This is a genomic window from Flavisolibacter tropicus (assembly GCF_001644645.1).
GTDB lineage: Bacteria > Bacteroidota > Bacteroidia > Chitinophagales > Chitinophagaceae > Flavisolibacter > Flavisolibacter tropicus.
Genome location: NZ_CP011390.1, coordinates 2,915,376 through 2,931,991, shown reverse-complemented (window position 1 = coordinate 2,931,991; position 16,616 = coordinate 2,915,376). Strand labels below are relative to the sequence as shown.

General features: G+C 43.9%; 16 protein-coding genes. 10 read left to right on the top strand and 6 right to left on the bottom strand.

Features of this window, described 5'->3' with window-relative positions; genetic code table 11:
• Positions 1 to 252: 252 nt before the first annotated feature.
• The 3 genes from SY85_RS12355 (at position 253) to acs (ending at position 3,698) form a co-directional block, all read left to right on the top strand.
• On the top strand, positions 253 to 924 hold the full coding sequence (locus SY85_RS12355) for a carbonic anhydrase family protein (RefSeq protein WP_066404892.1): 672 nt from the start codon (positions 253 to 255) through the stop codon (positions 922 to 924).
• A 42-nt stretch (positions 925 to 966) separates the two neighbouring features.
• Complete coding sequence (locus tag SY85_RS12350; RefSeq protein ID WP_066409707.1) at positions 967 to 1,710, top strand: DUF2490 domain-containing protein; 744 nt, start codon at positions 967 to 969, stop codon at positions 1,708 to 1,710.
• A gap of 62 nt (positions 1,711 to 1,772) precedes the next feature.
• On the top strand, positions 1,773 to 3,698 hold the full coding sequence (gene acs, locus SY85_RS12345) for an acetate--CoA ligase (protein WP_066404890.1): 1,926 nt from the start codon (positions 1,773 to 1,775) through the stop codon (positions 3,696 to 3,698).
• Positions 3,699 to 4,277: 579 nt separating this feature from the next.
• Here the strand turns inward: acs and SY85_RS12340 are convergent.
• The 5 genes from SY85_RS12340 to SY85_RS12320 form a co-directional block, all read right to left on the bottom strand.
• On the bottom strand, positions 4,278 to 4,853 hold the full coding sequence (locus SY85_RS12340) for a L,D-transpeptidase family protein (protein WP_066404885.1): 576 nt from the start codon (positions 4,851 to 4,853) through the stop codon (positions 4,278 to 4,280).
• A gap of 236 nt (positions 4,854 to 5,089) precedes the next feature.
• Positions 5,090 to 5,923, bottom strand: a complete 834-nt coding sequence (locus SY85_RS12335; protein ID WP_066404880.1) for an outer membrane beta-barrel protein — start codon at positions 5,921 to 5,923, stop codon at positions 5,090 to 5,092.
• A gap of 21 nt (positions 5,924 to 5,944) precedes the next feature.
• On the bottom strand, positions 5,945 to 7,042 hold the full coding sequence (locus tag SY85_RS12330; RefSeq protein WP_066404878.1) for a hypothetical protein: 1,098 nt from the start codon (positions 7,040 to 7,042) through the stop codon (positions 5,945 to 5,947).
• Positions 7,032 to 7,517, bottom strand: a complete 486-nt coding sequence (locus SY85_RS12325) for an RNA polymerase sigma factor (RefSeq protein WP_066404876.1) — start codon at positions 7,515 to 7,517, stop codon at positions 7,032 to 7,034. The genes SY85_RS12330 and SY85_RS12325 overlap by 11 nt, the downstream gene beginning before the upstream one ends.
• Before the next feature lie 77 nt (positions 7,518 to 7,594).
• Positions 7,595 to 7,813, bottom strand: coding sequence for a hypothetical protein (locus tag SY85_RS12320; RefSeq protein WP_066404874.1), 219 nt, complete (start codon positions 7,811 to 7,813; stop codon positions 7,595 to 7,597).
• Positions 7,814 to 8,686: 873 nt separating this feature from the next.
• Here SY85_RS12320 and kbl point away from each other — a divergent pair.
• The 3 genes from kbl (at position 8,687) to SY85_RS12310 (ending at position 10,910) form a co-directional block, all read left to right on the top strand.
• A complete protein-coding gene (gene kbl, locus SY85_RS12315) occupies positions 8,687 to 9,874 on the top strand; it encodes a glycine C-acetyltransferase (protein ID WP_066404873.1) in 1,188 nt (395 codons plus the stop codon).
• 325 nt (positions 9,875 to 10,199) lie between these two features.
• Positions 10,200 to 10,328, top strand: coding sequence for a hypothetical protein (locus SY85_RS26120; RefSeq protein ID WP_257739140.1), 129 nt, complete (start codon positions 10,200 to 10,202; stop codon positions 10,326 to 10,328).
• Positions 10,329 to 10,388: 60 nt separating this feature from the next.
• Positions 10,389 to 10,910 (top strand): hypothetical protein, encoded by a 522-nt coding sequence (locus SY85_RS12310; RefSeq protein ID WP_066404872.1) that lies wholly within the window; start codon positions 10,389 to 10,391, stop codon positions 10,908 to 10,910.
• Here the strand turns inward: SY85_RS12310 and SY85_RS12305 are convergent, their stop codons facing one another.
• Positions 10,911 to 11,822, bottom strand: a complete 912-nt coding sequence (locus tag SY85_RS12305) for a hypothetical protein (RefSeq protein WP_066404869.1) — start codon at positions 11,820 to 11,822, stop codon at positions 10,911 to 10,913. It abuts the gene before it with no gap.
• Between the two features lie 97 nt (positions 11,823 to 11,919).
• On the opposite strand from SY85_RS12305, the gene SY85_RS12300 reads away from it, so the two are divergent.
• The 4 genes from SY85_RS12300 (at position 11,920) to ispG (ending at position 16,589) form a co-directional block, all read left to right on the top strand.
• Complete coding sequence (locus SY85_RS12300) at positions 11,920 to 12,726, top strand: penicillin-binding transpeptidase domain-containing protein (protein ID WP_066404868.1); 807 nt, start codon at positions 11,920 to 11,922, stop codon at positions 12,724 to 12,726.
• Positions 12,727 to 12,763: 37 nt separating this feature from the next.
• Positions 12,764 to 13,762 carry a vWA domain-containing protein gene (locus SY85_RS12295; RefSeq protein ID WP_066404867.1) on the top strand — a complete coding sequence of 333 codons (999 nt, stop codon included), beginning with the start codon at positions 12,764 to 12,766 and terminating at the stop codon, positions 13,760 to 13,762.
• Positions 13,759 to 14,337 (top strand): tetratricopeptide repeat protein, encoded by a 579-nt coding sequence (locus tag SY85_RS12290; protein ID WP_066404866.1) that lies wholly within the window; start codon positions 13,759 to 13,761, stop codon positions 14,335 to 14,337. The genes SY85_RS12295 and SY85_RS12290 overlap by 4 nt, the downstream gene beginning before the upstream one ends.
• Before the next feature lie 197 nt (positions 14,338 to 14,534).
• Positions 14,535 to 16,589, top strand: a complete 2,055-nt coding sequence (gene ispG, locus SY85_RS12285; protein WP_066404864.1) for a (E)-4-hydroxy-3-methylbut-2-enyl-diphosphate synthase — start codon at positions 14,535 to 14,537, stop codon at positions 16,587 to 16,589.
• The last annotated feature ends 27 nt before the right edge of the window (positions 16,590 to 16,616 follow it).

Genomic DNA, 16,616 nt, shown 5'->3' with positions numbered 1-16,616 from the left:
AACTGTTTCTATTATTGAGTTCTTCTTATCCAATTATACCAGGGTACTGTAGTGCTGGCATAATTCTAAAGTCATTATACAAACAATGATTTGGATTGTGGCGCTTGATTTGCGCATATAACAACAGATAAGCAGAGTGTGGTACTTGTTGCAAATACAGTGTCGTAGTAGCGCCACAAGCGCATCTTTAGTAATACAACTGTTCGATATTTGTGTGCCTTTTTCTTATACTAAACTATTATTACAACAATCATGAGAACTTTAAATAAAGAGTTACAACAACAAATTACTCCAGCACAAACATTGGAGATTTTAAAAGAAGGGAATAAGCGTTTTGTAAGCAATTTAAAATACAACCGAAACCTTTTAGAGCAGGTTAACGATACACGCGATGGGCAATGGCCTATTGCTGCTATATTAAGTTGTATCGATAGTCGCACATCGGCCGAGTTGATATTTGATCAGGGTCTTGGCGATATATTCAGTATCCGTATAGCTGGCAATATTGTAAACGAGGATATTTTAGGCAGTATGGAATTTGCCTGCGGGGTAGCAGGATCAAAATTCATTGTGGTATTGGGGCATACTAAATGTGGTGCCATCAAGGGGGCTTGTGATCATGTACAACTAGGCAATTTGACCCACCTGCTTTCAAAGATTGAGCCTTCTGTGCAGGCAGAAACAGAAACAAAAGAGAACCGTTCTTCTGCGAATTCTGTATTTGTAGAAAACGTAGCTAATATCAATGTGCATAAAGCAGTGAAAGAGATTTTGGAGAAAAGTCCTATCCTGAAAGATTTGATCGATCAGGGTAAGGTTGGTATAGTTGGCGCTATGTACGATGTAACATCGGGTAAAGTAGAGTTTTACGAAGATGCCAAAGTTGTAAACATCAATCCAGCGGTAGCAGAAAGCGTTGCTTAATTCCTAACTATGGCTGCCCTTTATGGGCAGCCTCTTTACACTATGAAATATTTTTTTCTTTTTCTTTTTTCGATAGGATCATTTTGCACCTATGCACAAAATGACCGTGTACAGGATAATAATACTATAGCTTGGGCGCAGGTATTCAGCGCCATAAAGCTGAATAAGAAGTTTGATGTGCTGGCCGAATACCAGTGGCGACGTGTAGATGGATTCAAATACTGGCAGCAAAGCCTGGCGCGAACTGCATTGCAATATAATATCAATACCCAGGTATCAGCCGCTGTAGGGTATGGATGGATATTGACCTTTCCCTATGGTGACTATCCTATTGCCAATAATGGCACCTTTCCAGAGCACCGTATATATGAACAAATGCAATTGAAAAACGCATTTGGAAAACTGGCTGTTAATCAACGCTTGCGTGTGGAGCAACGGTGGTTGGGAAAACGCAAACCTGGTGATGAGCGGGAGATAGAAGGTTGGACATACAGTAATCGTTTCCGCTACCTATTACGTTTACAGCATCCGATTATAAATAGTGAGGGCTTTAATTTATATACAGCAGTGGGTGATGAAGTATTTGTAAGCGCTGGTAAAAATGTAGGAGCTAATACATTTGATCAAAACCGCCTAATGCTTCAGTTAGGATCAAAGCTGAATAAAAATATAGCATTTGAGGCCGGCTATATAAAGCAAACTTTGTTTCAGAGCCGGCGTGTAGATAACCATACCATCGTTCAGAACAATGATGGGCTTACGCTGGCACTCCTTCTAACGCTATAAGATATAAGGCTTCTGTTGGGTAAATAGCAAATCAGTATTTTTAAGCACAAATTGCTAGAGAAATGTCATATCCCTATCAGATCAAAAGTTTAGATGCCTATCAGAAAGCCTGGAAGCAAAGTGTTGAACAACCAGAAACCTATTGGGGGGAAGTAGCCTCACATTTCCTATGGAGAAAAAAATGGGATAAAACACTGGAGTGGAACTTTAAAGAGCCAAATGTAAAGTGGTTCGCTGGCGGAAAACTGAATATCACGGAGAACTGCGTTGATCGCCACCTGGAAACATTGGGCGACAAGCCGGCCTTTATTTTTGAACCCAATAACCCGGAAGATAGAGTACGTGTGGTAACCTATAACCGCTTGCACAAACGCATATGCCAAGTAGCCCAAATGCTAAAGAACCATGGCGTAAAGAAAGGAGACAGGGTTTGTATCTATATGGGTATGGTGCCTGAATTGGTGTATGCTGTTTTAGGCTGTGCCCGTATTGGTGCTATACACAGTGTAATCTTTGGTGGTTTTTCAGCGCAGAGTATTGCCGACCGGTTAGAAGATGCGCAAGCAGAGTTTATTATTACGCAAGATGGTGCTTACCGTGGTGAAAAAGTGATCCCATTAAAGAGCGTCATAGATGATGCATTAATAGGTAATAAAACCGTTAAGAAAGTTATTGTATACACACGCACTCGCACTCCGGTGAGTATGTTGAAAGGAAGAGACTTGTGGTGGGAAGATGAAATGGATCACGCAGAGTCGCAAGTAGAAAAAAACAATATCGTATCCTTCCCGGCAGAAGAAATGGATGCTGAGGATCCTTTATTCATCTTATATACTTCCGGAAGCACCGGTAAGCCTAAAGGGGTAGTGCATACCTGCGGTGGCTACATGGTGTGGACAGGGTATACGTTTGTGAATGTGTTCCAGTATAATCCTGGTGATATTCATTTCTGTACGGCTGATATCGGCTGGATCACTGGTCATAGCTATATTGTTTACGGCCCACTGGCTGCTGGCGCTACCAGTATCATTTTTGAAGGGGTGCCTACTTGGCCAGATGCTGGTCGCTTTTGGGAAATAGTAGACAAGTACAAAGTAAATATTTTATATACAGCGCCTACAGCTATTCGCTCACTCATGGGCTTTGGCTTAAAACCTCTTGAAGGAAAAGACCTAAGCTCATTAAAAGTGTTAGGTACAGTAGGTGAGCCCATTAATGAAGAGGCCTGGCATTGGTACGATGAGCATATAGGTAAAAAGAAATGCCCAATTGTAGATACGTGGTGGCAGACAGAAACAGGTGGTATTCTTATTTCCAATCTGGCAGGTGTAACACCGGCTAAGCCTGCACATGCTACCTTGCCGCTACCGGGCGTGCAACCTATATTGGTAGATGAAAATGGTAAAGAGGTGGAAGGAAACCCCGCCGCTGGTAACCTTTGTATGAAAGCGCCTTGGCCAGGAATTCTAAGAACTACCTGGGGCGATCATGAGCGTTGCCGGAAGACGTATTTCTCTACTTATGAGAACCTCTACTTTACGGGTGATGGTGCCCTGCGCGATGAAGAGGGTAACTACCGTATTACTGGCCGTGTGGACGATGTGCTGAATGTGAGTGGCCACCGTATAGGCACAGCCGAAGTAGAGAACGCGATCAATATGCATGCGGATGTGGTAGAAAGTGCCGTAGTAGGTTACCCGCACGATATCAAGGGACAAGGTATTTATGCCTATGTTGTTTGCCAGAACCTTCATGGTGATGAGTCATTAACCCGTCAAAATATCCTTCAAACTGTTTCCCGTATCATTGGTCCTATAGCCAAGCCGGATAAAATTCAGTTTGTGAATGGTCTTCCTAAAACAAGAAGTGGTAAGATTATGCGTCGTATTCTACGCAAGATTGCTGAAGGTGAAACACAGAACTTTGGTGATACGTCTACGTTGCTGGATCCGAATGTAGTGAATGAGATTGCAGGAGGGAAGATGTAGGAGAGGGAGACGGCCCTCCTAAATCCTCCCGAAGGGCGGACTTCACCACCGCACAACGCCAGACGACCAAATAGTATTACATAAGAATAGCACTCCAATTTAGGAGTGCTTTCGCACTTTATATCCATTCACTTTTCCTTCTTATACTCTTTCATCTCTTAGCTTTCTTTGAGGCGATCACTTCTGCGTTCATCTGCGCTATCTGCGGGAGATTCCTGAGGGTGGCTGCTCCCCTTTAGGGGCGGGGGCGTGTGCAGGCCTTTTTCACGTTTGACGTTTCACGTTTCACTGTTCATTGCTTGCAGTGTACAGCGTGAAGCGAATAGTTGCTCTCCAATCATCAGCGAAGTCTGAATTCCACTAATCCAACAATCCGCGGTTCCTCCTTTTCTCCTTTCCTCTGTGCGAAACCCTTTCTCTCTGCGTTCCCTGCGCCTCCGCGTGAAACAAAACAGCGCGAAGCGCGCTCTGCGTGCAGCGTATAGCGTACAGCGTGTAGCTGTGCCATCTGTAATAGCAAACAGCCTTCCCATTAGAGGAAGGCTGCTTTGTATGTGTCGAACGGTAAAGTAACAGTGATTATTTCTTGATGGTTACTGGCGTGCCGATAGGTATATAGCCATATAGTTCCTGCACATCGGCATTCTTCAGCGATATACAGCCTAGTGTCCAGTTTTTATAGCGGTCAATCACAAAATCTTCATGCGGCCATACACCATGGATGCCCACACCGCCGCCGGGCGTAGCGTTCTTTGGTATTTCACCTCGTTGTTTGCGTTGATTGAACTTGACCAATGACTCCTGCGTAGGATAATCCAGCATTATAAAGCGACTCCACTTTTCATGCGGACGTTTGGAAAGGATCTTGAACTCCCCTTCTGGCGTATAGCGGTCGCCCTCCATTTTTTTATCCTGCATGGGATCGGCTCCAAATACCACCGGGTAGGTGGCGTACCAGCCCTTGGCGTCATAAACACTCAGCTCATAGTCCGACTTGTCAATGACGATGCGCATGGGCGCAATGGGTTTCTCAGATGTTTTACGGGCTTTACTCACTTTATAGGAAGTGAACCTCACGTTTTCATTTTCACTCTTGCTGGTTAGCATCAAACCTCCTATTGCAATGAAACTGGATAGCAACAAGATTGTTTTCATAAATTGAATTGCGGTTTAGCGGTGTCTTTTTGTGTAACGGACAATAACTATTTCTTAGTATGCGGCCGAAAAGTTATAACTAAAATATGGGATCGTGATAAGTAATAAGCCCAACCGCACTGAACAAAACGCACAACTACAATTCACAAAAACGCTTTTCTCGGCAACCTCCTAAAAGCAAAAACCTTGCTGAATTATAAATTCAGCAAGGTTCTCTTCAAAAATATTTATTAATACTAGAAGCGGCTAAAGCGCAGACCAAAGTTGTAAGGTCGTTGGTTCAAACCTTTCTCCCACATATTATCCAGTGCATAAGAACCGTAAAGTTTAACCGGGCCCAGGTTTACCTCGCCAATGTAGGAAAGCTTCCAGGGTTCCAGGTTAAAGTCGTCGTGGTTTTTAATTCTTTCACCATCGATCTTGATCTTCTGGCGGGCAGAGTAGCGGTAGCCTGCGCTAATACCTGCGCTAAATCCAAACCCGCTTTCACGGCCAGGTGTGAAGTTGAAGTTTAACATCAGGGGCACGGTTAGATAGTCAACGGCCAGTTTGTTTTTGTTAGCATCCTTCCATCTGTCGTCTAGCACTACCTTGGTAGGGTTTTCCTGGAAGTACACACGCTGATCGTCAAAATGGTAGTTGTTCAGTTCCAGTCCCAGTCCATATTTCAGGTTCACTACGTGCTTTACAAGGTTAAAGCGCTGCATAAAGAACCAAAGGTTCACGTTAACCGATTTGCCTGTACGTAGGTCAAACTGGTCATCTCCTACACCGGGTGCTACAAAGCCATCAGCTTGCGCTTGGGCATAGTTGGTCTTATCGTTGTAGTTGGCAAATCCAATATCAATAATACCCCAGTTGGTGCTAATGTTTTCGTTCTTTCTTGAATGATGGTGGTTAGAGATGGTGATGGTTTTGTCGCTGGAATGTTCTTTGCCATCGCTTTTTTTAATGATCACCATTCCGCCGATCTTAATGGTATCGACTTTTTCTTTCTGGGTAGAATCGTTTTGCGCATAGGTACACATAGCTATGCCAGTTGCAAAAATTGCAAGTAAAGCTTGTTTCATCTGTAAAAAGTTTGAAAGTAGTTATTTTAATTTGATCGCTACCGCACCAATCAGTAATTCATCATTTTGGTTGGTGGTGGCTACTCCTGTGCGGCGCTCAATAAAGCGGGAGGCTTTGCGTAAGAAACCTTTTACAGAGCCGCGCTTATTGTTTTCTGTTTCTAGAGCTACTGTCTGAAGTCCGGATTCATCACCAGTAACCTCTTTTGTATACTTATTGTACGCAGTAGGCTGTGTGGTTGTTACAGCGTCAGTGTTAATATTTTGTTGTTGGATAGCAGCATCTGTATTCTTTGCAATGGTCGAAACAGGTTGAGTTACTACAGCCACATCGTTAACGGTAGTGTTTGCTGTATTGTCGCTAACGGTTACACTTGTACGGTTATCAGCAGCTGTCTGTGTAGATGTTCTTGGAGTAACTTGCGCTATGGATGCAATAGTATTATCTGTAGCTTTTACGCTTTCCACAGTATTAGTAATATGATCTTTTTCAGTAGGAGCTTCCGTACCTTGTGTAGTGGCTGGCACTTTAGCAAGGTTTGTATTGTTCGTATATGGAGTGGCAGGTGTAGTTTGCTTACCATGCTCTTGGGCAAAAGAACCGCCATTAGGAACCGCATTTTGGTTCATATACCAAATATAACCAGATGCCATCAATACAAAAGCAGCCGCAGCAGCGCGGTACCAAATAATGGGGCGCACTTTGCCTTCTGACTTCCGGTACAACTCAGCCTTATTAGGATAGCTGATTTCTTCGGCCGGCAATTTCGTTTGTAATAGCAGGTTATGTTGGTATTGGTAGTTAGCATCAGCAGCTAACTGTTCTTCCATTTTTTTCTTTTCCTCCCCCTTCAGTTCATTATCGATATATAGCAGCAGCGATTCGTCAATTACATTCTGCTTCATGCTGTCGGCCATCAAAGAGCTCTTGTCAAAAGAAATGGTTTCTGCATCCAGACGAGTGGTCAGCAGCAGATCCAGTTCTTCCTGCAAATCGGGATGAAGGGCGGCAAAAGCTTCTACCGCATCACATTGTGCAGGGGTTAACTCACCATCAACATACATTAAAAAGTATGCTTCGTAGTTTGCACGGCTTATATGTAATTCGTTAGATGACATTTTCTACTTTAACTAAGTATTCTTTTAATTGCAGACGGGCACGGTGTAAATATACTTTTACCTGGCTGCTGTTTAATCCGGTAATTTGTCCAATCTCCTCATAACTGTAACCCTCATAGTCTTTTAGCATCACCAGCGAACGCTGGGTCTCGCTAAGTCTACCAAGGGCTTCTTCCAGTACCGCTTTGGCGTTGTGCATGGGTTTGTTCACCACACGGGTTTCGTCGGTAAACTCCTCCTTCAGGTAAATACGTTTTACCTTCCGCAGGTGGTCAATCATGCTGTTGTACGCAATAGTAAATAAGTAAGACTTGCTTTTTTCCCTTTCTACTTCCGCTCTATTTCGCCATAATTTTTCAAAAGCCGTTTGTACAATGTCACGCGCATCCTCCTCGTGGCGCAGGTTCTTTAAAATGAACCGGTACACATGGTCGGCGTGCGTTGTAACACATTCATTATATTCTTTCTCGGTCATAAAACAGTGTGGTGTGTGCCTATCTATACTCTAATACGTCTGAAGCACTAAGATGTTACAATAAATAAAAACTTTTTTTATTGTGGCCCGATTGAAGCAACAAACTGGCGGCTAAGAGACTCCCATAAAAGCTCTCCTCCATCCTTAATCGTTTGTTTTTCAATCTTTTTTGTGCACTTAACAGTATTGATGCAGTTAGTATCACTAGGTCTTGATGAGATGAAGAGGGTGGCGGACAGCAGACCCAAGCTGACAAGCAGCAACAGCGGTAATCGGTTTGGTAATGCCTTCCTCATGTGGTTTGTTTAATGGTTAGACGAAGGTAGATAGGTCTATGTTACAGGTATTCTAAAAAAAGTGTGAATTGCGAAAAAGATGGATGAATTGTATAATAATATAATATGTGACTAACAGATGAGTAGTGGTCCATAGTCGACAGACCACGGTCCACAGTAGGAAGAAGTCAGCAAGTCATTGAGTCAATGGTGAGTGGTGAGTTGTTAGAGCCTTAAGAGTGAAGGTTTAATGAAGTAGTATGGAAGGACGGTAGGAGTTGTAAAGGAGGAGGATGTCCTCTGCAACTCCTCACTAAGTGACCACATATTATCAGGATTTATTATAATATTATCAGGATTGGAACGTGAGTGATTCCCGTACTGTAGGGATCCCTTTCACGTCTCACGTTTGACGTTTCACTCTATTCACCACTCACCATTGACCATTCACGATCCCGGCTTCTGCCACGCTGCCCCTCCCTAGTCTGTAGGTCTCTTGTACCTCTCCTGTACCTAGTCTGTACCTCTTCTGTACCTCTTCTGTAGGTAAGTCCGTACCAACTGCACAGAAAAAGCCCTCTACCTGCCTTCCACATTCACTACTCCTCCTACCATCCTCCTATACTGCCCCAACCAGCATCCATAAATCATGTAGAAAAAACGTAATGTAATTACCTAAGAATCAATCCAAAGTGAAGAATCATAAAGCTACACAATAAACTCCTGAAGGGGAAAGCAGATGCTGAAACGAATTACGCCTGGCAGCGAGCGACATGAAGAATAGAAGTCTGGTTGAGAACGGAAGGTTGTAACCAGAAGCCTGCCACCTAAAATCTTGAAATCCCTCTTTAGCTCTGTGCGCCACCCTTATCTTTGCGCCACTAAAGCAGTTATATGAATCAAAAATTTGTAGACCGGATCCGCCAGGAAGTTGAAGAGATCAAAAGCGCGGGTTTGTATAAACAGGAGCGGATCATTACCTCTCCGCAGGGAGCTGAGATTACCGTTAATGGGAAAACTGTATTGAACTTTTGCGCCAACAACTATTTAGGTTTATCCTCTCATCCTAAAACGTTAGCGGGAGCACATAAATACCTGGATAGCCATGGATATGGGATGAGCTCTGTACGCTTTATCTGCGGTACTCAAGATATTCATAAAGAACTGGAGCAAAAGCTGGCCACTTTCTTAGGTACAGAAGATACCATTTTATATGTAGCAGCGTTTGACGCCAATGGGGGTGTGTTTGAGCCTTTGTTCAACGAGCAGGATGCTATTATCTCTGATGCCCTGAACCACGCTTCTATTATTGATGGTGTGCGTTTGTGTAAGGCCCAACGCTACCGCTATGAGCACAACAATATGGAAGACTTGGAAGCAAAGCTGAAAGAAGCTGCAGGTGCCCGTAGCCGTGTAATCGTTACTGATGGCGTTTTTAGCATGGATGGTACGATTGCCCAACTAGACGTGATCTGCGATCTGGCCGATAAATACGATGCTATTGTAATGGTAGATGAAAGCCATGCCTCTGGCTTTATGGGTAAAACCGGTAGAGGTACACACGAGCATAAAGGCGTAATGGGTCGTATTGACATCATTACTGGTACCTTAGGTAAGGCACTAGGCGGTGCTTCGGGTGGTTTTACATCTGGTCGTAAAGAGATCATCGATATGCTGCGTCAAAAAAGCCGTCCGTATTTATTCTCTAATACACTGGCTCCATCAATCACAGGTGCTTCCATCGCGGTGTTGGATATGCTGAGCGAAACAACGGAGCTGCGCGATAAGCTGGAGAATAATACAAAGTACTTCCGTACTAAAATGACAGAGGCTGGTTTTGATATCAAGCCGGGCGAACATCCAATTGTTCCCATCATGTTGTACGATGCGGTACTGGCGGCCAACTTTGCGGCTAAGCTGCTGGAAGAAAATATCTATGTGATTGGATTCTTCTTCCCAGTGGTGCCAAAAGGTCAGGCGCGTATACGTGTACAGATAAGCGCTGGTCATGACCAACATCACCTGGATAAAGCGATCACTGCCTTTACCAAGATTGGTAAGGAGCTGGGCGTAATTAAGTAGAGAGTGGTGAGTGAGTCCTCAGGCGACAGTCGACAGTCCACGGTTGTGGCAGTCGATAAGTTACCAAGGACTTGAATATTTAAAGAAGAAATAGTTTAAATAAAGAAAAGCGCCTCCATTTGGAGGCGCTTTTCTTTAGTGTTGTTTTCCGTTGAAAGGAAAGGACGCTGCTTGCAAAGTCCCTCTTCAGCCATTAGTTTCGCACCAATTCTTATTGCTCAGCTGCAATAAAGAACCCCATAATCCGTTTACCTTCTGAAGTCTATTGCATCCAATTACCCTTAAACTACCGCATTTATTTACTATTAAAACTTGTTACGTACGTATGAAAAGGGTACTTCTTTTATTGGGCTGTCTTGCCATTTTTACTGTTGGTATGAGTTCCTGTGCTTCTATGAAGCGCGATTGCCAAGGCGGCAAACACAAACGCTTGCCAAATGGCATTTACTTGTAATGTGATAAACGGCAACTGAAGGCTAACAACAAATGGAGCGATCTTGCTTTATTTGTGGAAATGAAAAACGTATTCGGCTTCCTGCTCATTTTACTTCTTTCAAATAATGCTCATGCACAGCGCTTTCCCGCAGATTTTGTTGGTTACTGGAAGGGAGAGATTAATTGGTATCAGCAAGGCAAGGCGGAATCCAAAACAATTCCCATGCAGTTGCGCATTCGAGCAACTGATACCATAGGGCAGTTTACATGGCAGATCATTTATGGCGATAAGGATACGGACAATCGCCCCTATGTACTAAAGCCTGTTGATACGACAAAAGGCCATTGGGTGGTAGATGAACGCAATGGTATTTTCCTTGACCAATTCTGGATCGGTAATAAACTTAGTGGCGTGTTTTCAGTAAATGGGTCTACTATTTTTAATTCATATTGGTTGGAAAACGGGCAATTATATGTTGAGTATGCAAGCGTACCGGTAAAACCGCTGGCTCGCACAGGAGATGGTACTGACAGTTCTCCCTTTGTAGATAGCTACAATATTAAAAGTATTCAGCGCGGTGTACTAAAACGCGTTCCCTGATTACTGAATGGTAGTAAGCATGCCACGAATACCCATATCTACTACACCCTCGCCTTTGCCTGGTTCCCACAAGCCGTCAGCTTTTACTTCTTTCCACTCAAAGCTCTTATTGGTAGAAAGCGATACCAGAATGGTTATGTCGTGAGTTTCGGTACCAGAGATCTTTAGTTTGTTAGTCCCAAGTGAAGCCGTAACCACACAAGATCCTTGTGGAATGGGAGAAGTGGCAAATAAAGGATTGACCACCGTGGTGCTGCCTTCCGGCGACTGGCCCGAAGTGGCATAAGGAAACTTGTTGCCGGCTACGCTAAGCTCAGTCTCAAAGGCCCAGAAACCTTGTTTCTTATTGGCGTTTATGGGTAGTGTCTGATTCTTGATGGTCAGGTTCTTAATATAGCTGTTGAACCCAATGAACCCGGCTACAGTGGCAGGGAATATTTGTTTAATAGTAACTCCATTAATGACTGTGTCAACATAATATTTTACATCAAAGTTTTGGTAAGCCAGCGATATGCGCAGCCATTCATACTCGCCCGGCGCTATATCTTTTAGAGGTACACTATAGAAAACTTCTTTGTTGCCCGCCATGGCCGATTTCTCAAAATCAATAGCATTGTTGCCGCCTGTAGTTGTTTCTGTCGCTCTATACAACACAGCACCCGCACCCAGGGCCGTCCATTTGGTAGGGGTTAATTCTACGTAGTGAGCACTCATTTTATTAAACACGGGGCTTTGGCCTGCATTCCCGGCAGGAAGAGGCGCAACTTCTCCCGTATTGGTAAGGCGGGTTTGTGTGCTATCGAACTGGAATTTAAAAATCAGCTTGGCAGAGGAGGTGTCTGCAGAAGGATCTTTTTTACAACTAGCTAATAGTAAAAGGCAAGCAATAAAAGGCAACAGGTTTTTTGACATAGGAAACGAATCGACTGTAAAAGAAAAGATTTGCTGTTGAAATTCCAAACGGGCATACACTTCTATCAATACCTTTGCAGCCTACAAGTCAACCCGTATGAAGAATTGGTTAATTGGTATCGGTATGCTGGCCTTTGTTTACAGCTGTTCTCCTAATAATGTAAATGAAGATGCCAGCCTGGGCAAATACTTTAAAGAAAACAATGTAGAAGGTACGTTCGCACTTTTCGATAATGGAACCGGCAAGTTTACGGTGTATAACCTGGAGCGTTACAGAGATAGTGCTTATCTGCCGGCTTCAACGTTTAAGATCGTTAACTCGCTGATTGGCTTACAAACTGGGAAGATTGTAAACGATAGTATGATTATTAAATGGGATGGTATCGACCGCGGTCGCTCAGAGTGTAACCGCGATATGAGCATGTATGATGCATTCCGCATTTCTTGCCCGGCTTGGTACCAGGAACTAGCTAGACGATTAGGTAAAGATACCATGCAACAGTGGTTAGATACGTTGGCTTATGGAAACAAGAAGATCAGCCGCATTGATACTTTCTGGTTGGATAATTCATTAAAGATTCGCCCCGATGAGCAACTAGGATTGGTAAAGCGTTTATACTTCAACCAATTACCATTTCATAAGATCAACCAGGATATCGTAAAACGCGCCATGTTGTTTGAAGATAATCCGAACTATAAATTAAGCTACAAAACTGGCTGGGGTTTTAAGGAAAACGGAAACAGCCTGGCTTGGATGGTAGGTTGGATTGAAGAAAATAAGCACCCCTACTTTTTCGTTTTGAACGTAGAAACACCGGATAAAAAAGCGGATATTCCCGTTGTTCGACTGAAAATATTAAAAGGTATATTGCAGCAGCTGGAGTTTATGCAAGGGAAACGCTAAAAACTAGCATCACTTTTGCTAATGGCTGTACACGTTCATGAACAACATTCAGTTTCAATACCCCGAAGCCCTTTGGTTACTGGCACTGGTGCCGGTATTTATACTGCTTTTTGTAGCCTATTTGCTTTGGAAAAAGCGGACAGCTAAAAAGATTGGTGATGCCCGCCTGGTGAAAGAATTGACAAAAAGCTATTCACGGCCAAAAGTGATTATCAAGTTTGTATTACTGGCAACGGCTTTTGCCTTAGGCTGTATTGCCGTGGCTAATCCCCGTCAGCCCGAAGGAGGCGATCCTACCGTACGCAAGGGTATCGATGTGGTATTTGCATTGGATGTGAGCAACAGTATGTTGGCTTCTGATATTCAACCCAACCGGTTGACCAAGGCCAAAGACCTGATCCGCCAGGTGTTATTGCAAACGCCGGATAACCGCGTGGCCTTGGTGATTTTTGCCGGGCAGGCTTACGTGCAGGCACCACTGACTACTGATTACAGTGCGGCACAAATGCTCATTAATGCGGCCGGTCCTTCTACTATTACAGCACAGGGAACCGCTATAAGCGATGCGTTAAAGAAAACGGATATAGCCCTGGCCACTTCAGAAGACCGCTACAAAGCTCTTGTGCTTATAACAGATGGTGAAACCTTTGATGAGCAGGCAGTTAACGCCGCTAAGGATCTGGCTTCAAAAGGGGTGATCATTAATACTGTAGGTATTGGATCTACAACCGGTACTACTATCACAGACGAAACTGGCAAGGTAAAAATGGATGGCGGTAGCCCTGTGATCTCCAAACTGAATGAAGCAATTTTGAAAGATATTGCCGCTACTGGCAATGGCACCTATGTACACCTGCAGGATGTTGCATCAGCAACTAAGGTTATTACCAGCCAGTTTGCTACTGCCAATAAAAAAGCTGTAATAGACACTTCGCTGCTCAATTATAATACCTTGTACATGTGGGTAGCGGCTCCCATGCTGCTGCTTTTATTAGCTGATATCTTTTTCCCCGATCGTAAAAAAGTGAAAGCATGAGAGTGTTGTTATTACTATTGATTGGCATAGGAAGTTACTCCAGCCTGCAGGCCCAGGTAAATAAGACCATTACGGAGGGAAATAATTTTTACCGCAACGGGCAGTACGACCTTGCGGAAAAAAGCTACCGGGATGCTTTACAACAAGAGCAGGGAAATGCCACAGCACAATATAACCTGGCCAGCGCCCTTTACAAGCAGCGTAAATATGACGAGGCGGAAAAGATATGGGGTTCGCTAGGTAGTACAGGTTCCGCAAAATCAGTAAAAGCTACTTCATTTTATAACCAAGGGGTGATCTATTCCAAACAAAAAGACCTGGATAATAGTATTGAAGCCTACAAAGCTTCCCTGCGCATTGATCCCAACGATAAACAGACGCGTGAGAACCTGCAAAAGGCCTTACTGGAAAAGAAAAAACAACAGCAGGAACAGCAGCAACAGCAAAAGCAAAAGTCGTCCATGAGCCAGAGCCAGGCCGAAAAACAGTTACAGCAGCTTCAGGAAAAAGAAAAGAACATCCGCGAGCGCATGCAGCAGGGCCAGAACGGCAAGCCAATGCCAAAAGATTGGTAATACCCCCTCCCCTAAAGGGGAGTTTATTAGCCTTTAGTTATCTTGCAGTGTTTTTAGAAACAAGTATTGGCGGTATGCATAAGTTAATTAAACGAAGGCAGCCACTTAGTCTCAGTTTCTGTTCTTTATTCAACCATAAATAAAGCCTCTCCTTTGTTCGGAGAGACAAAAACTCCCCTTTAGGGGTTGGGGGTACTATGCAGTTTTATTGTGAAAGTCTAACTAGCTATAAACGTTTACTGACGAAAGAAGTAAAGATCGGCGATCTGTTATTGGGAAATGGCCATCCTATCCGTGTTCAAACCATGACTACAACCGATACCATGGATACACTGGGTACGGTGGAACAAACTATCCGTTGTATTGAAGCCGGTGCTGAGCTGGTGCGGATTACCGCGCCTTCTAAAAAAGAAGCTGAGAACTTATTGAATATAAAGAATGAATTGCACAGCCGGGGGTACACAACTCCACTGGTAGCTGATATTCATTTTACGCCCAATGCTGCAGAGATTGCTGCTCGTATCGTAGAAAAAGTGCGGGTCAATCCAGGCAACTATGTTGACAAGAAAAAGTTTGAAACTATTGACTATACCGATGCAGAATACCTGGAAGAGATCGAACGCATCCGTGAGCGCTTTACACCACTGGTAAAAATCTGTAAGGAGTATGGTACCGCCATGCGTATCGGTACTAATCATGGTTCCCTGAGTGATCGCATTATGAGCCGCTATGGCGATACGCCAATGGGGATGGTAGAAAGTGCAATGGAGTTTCTGCGGATTGCGCGTGCCGAGAGTTATCACAATATTATTCTTAGCATGAAATCCTCCAACCCTCAGGTGATGGTGCAAGCCTACCGCCTGCTGGTGAAAACCATGGGAGAGGAGTTTAATGAATGTTACCCGCTGCATCTTGGTGTAACAGAAGCAGGCGATGGTGAAGATGGCCGCATCAAAAGCGCCATTGGTATTGGTACGTTGCTGGAAGATGGAATTGGTGATACTATACGTGTATCCCTAACCGAAGATCCGGAGCTGGAAATGCCAGTATGTAGAGATATTGTGAAGCGCTATGCAAACCGTGAGACGTCAAATGTGAAAAGTGAAACAATTCCTGCTGTAGAGAAGCTTTCCTACAACCCATTTGAATATAAGCGTAGAGAAACCTTTTCCATCGATAATATCGGTGATAAACACGTGCCGGTAGTGATTGCCGACCTAAGCAAGTTGGAAAGTATTTCACCAGCCGACCTAGAGCGTGTTGGCTATCGTTATAATGGGCATACTGATAAATGGAGCATTGCAGACACCGCTGCCGATTACATTTTTACAGGGAATAGAGTATTGGACTTTGCTTTGCCCGGCACGCTTAAAGTGATTGTCTATCCGGCTGCCTGGGAGCAGGGTTTAGAAACCTCACTCAATCTTGGTGAGGAAGAAATGGAAGGCTTTAAGGAAAAGTATTTCCCCATCTTTGATAACACAGGTTATGTAGCAGCCCCTGCCAAAAGCAAGGCTGTAAACTTTGTAATGCTGGATTGCTTTAGCGATGCAACAGCCATCAACGATTTTACTTACTTAGATACGTTGGGGAATGACCCCTCAGTTGTACTTTGTTTGAGTAGCCAACACCCTCAGCCAATGGCAGCCGTGCGCCGCATGTTTATAGAGCTGACAAATCGCAATATTAAAAACCCTGTTGTTATTATTGTTGATAGTAATTGGCAAACAGCCGATGAGCATTTAGTGCATTATGCTACAGAAGCCGGCGCTTTATTGCTGGATGGCATGGGCGACGGTGTTTGTTTTGGCATGACCCCGCAAAGCTATCGTCAGGCAGAAGCAGTAAGTGCTTCCGGAAGAAACTATTTACAGAATAACTCGGTAGAACAGTTCATTAATAATACGGCGTTTAGTATTTTACAAGCAACGCGTACCCGTATTTCTAAAACGGAATACATTAGTTGCCCTTCTTGTGGTCGTACCTTGTTTGACCTGCAGGAAACCACTGCTAAGATCCGTGCTGTAACCAATCACCTGAAAGGAGTGAAAATTGCTATTATGGGTTGTATTGTAAATGGACCGGGGGAGATGGCAGATGCTGACTTTGGTTACGTAGGTAGCGGTCCAGGAAAAATTACCTTGTATAAAGGCAAGGAAGTGGTAAAGCGCAATGTGCCTAGTGAAGTGGCTGTAGAAGAATTGATCAACTTGCTGAAGGCAAATGAAGCGTGGGTTGAAGTAGCAAGCTAGGGTAAGTCAGGCTTTTCGGGTTTGAAA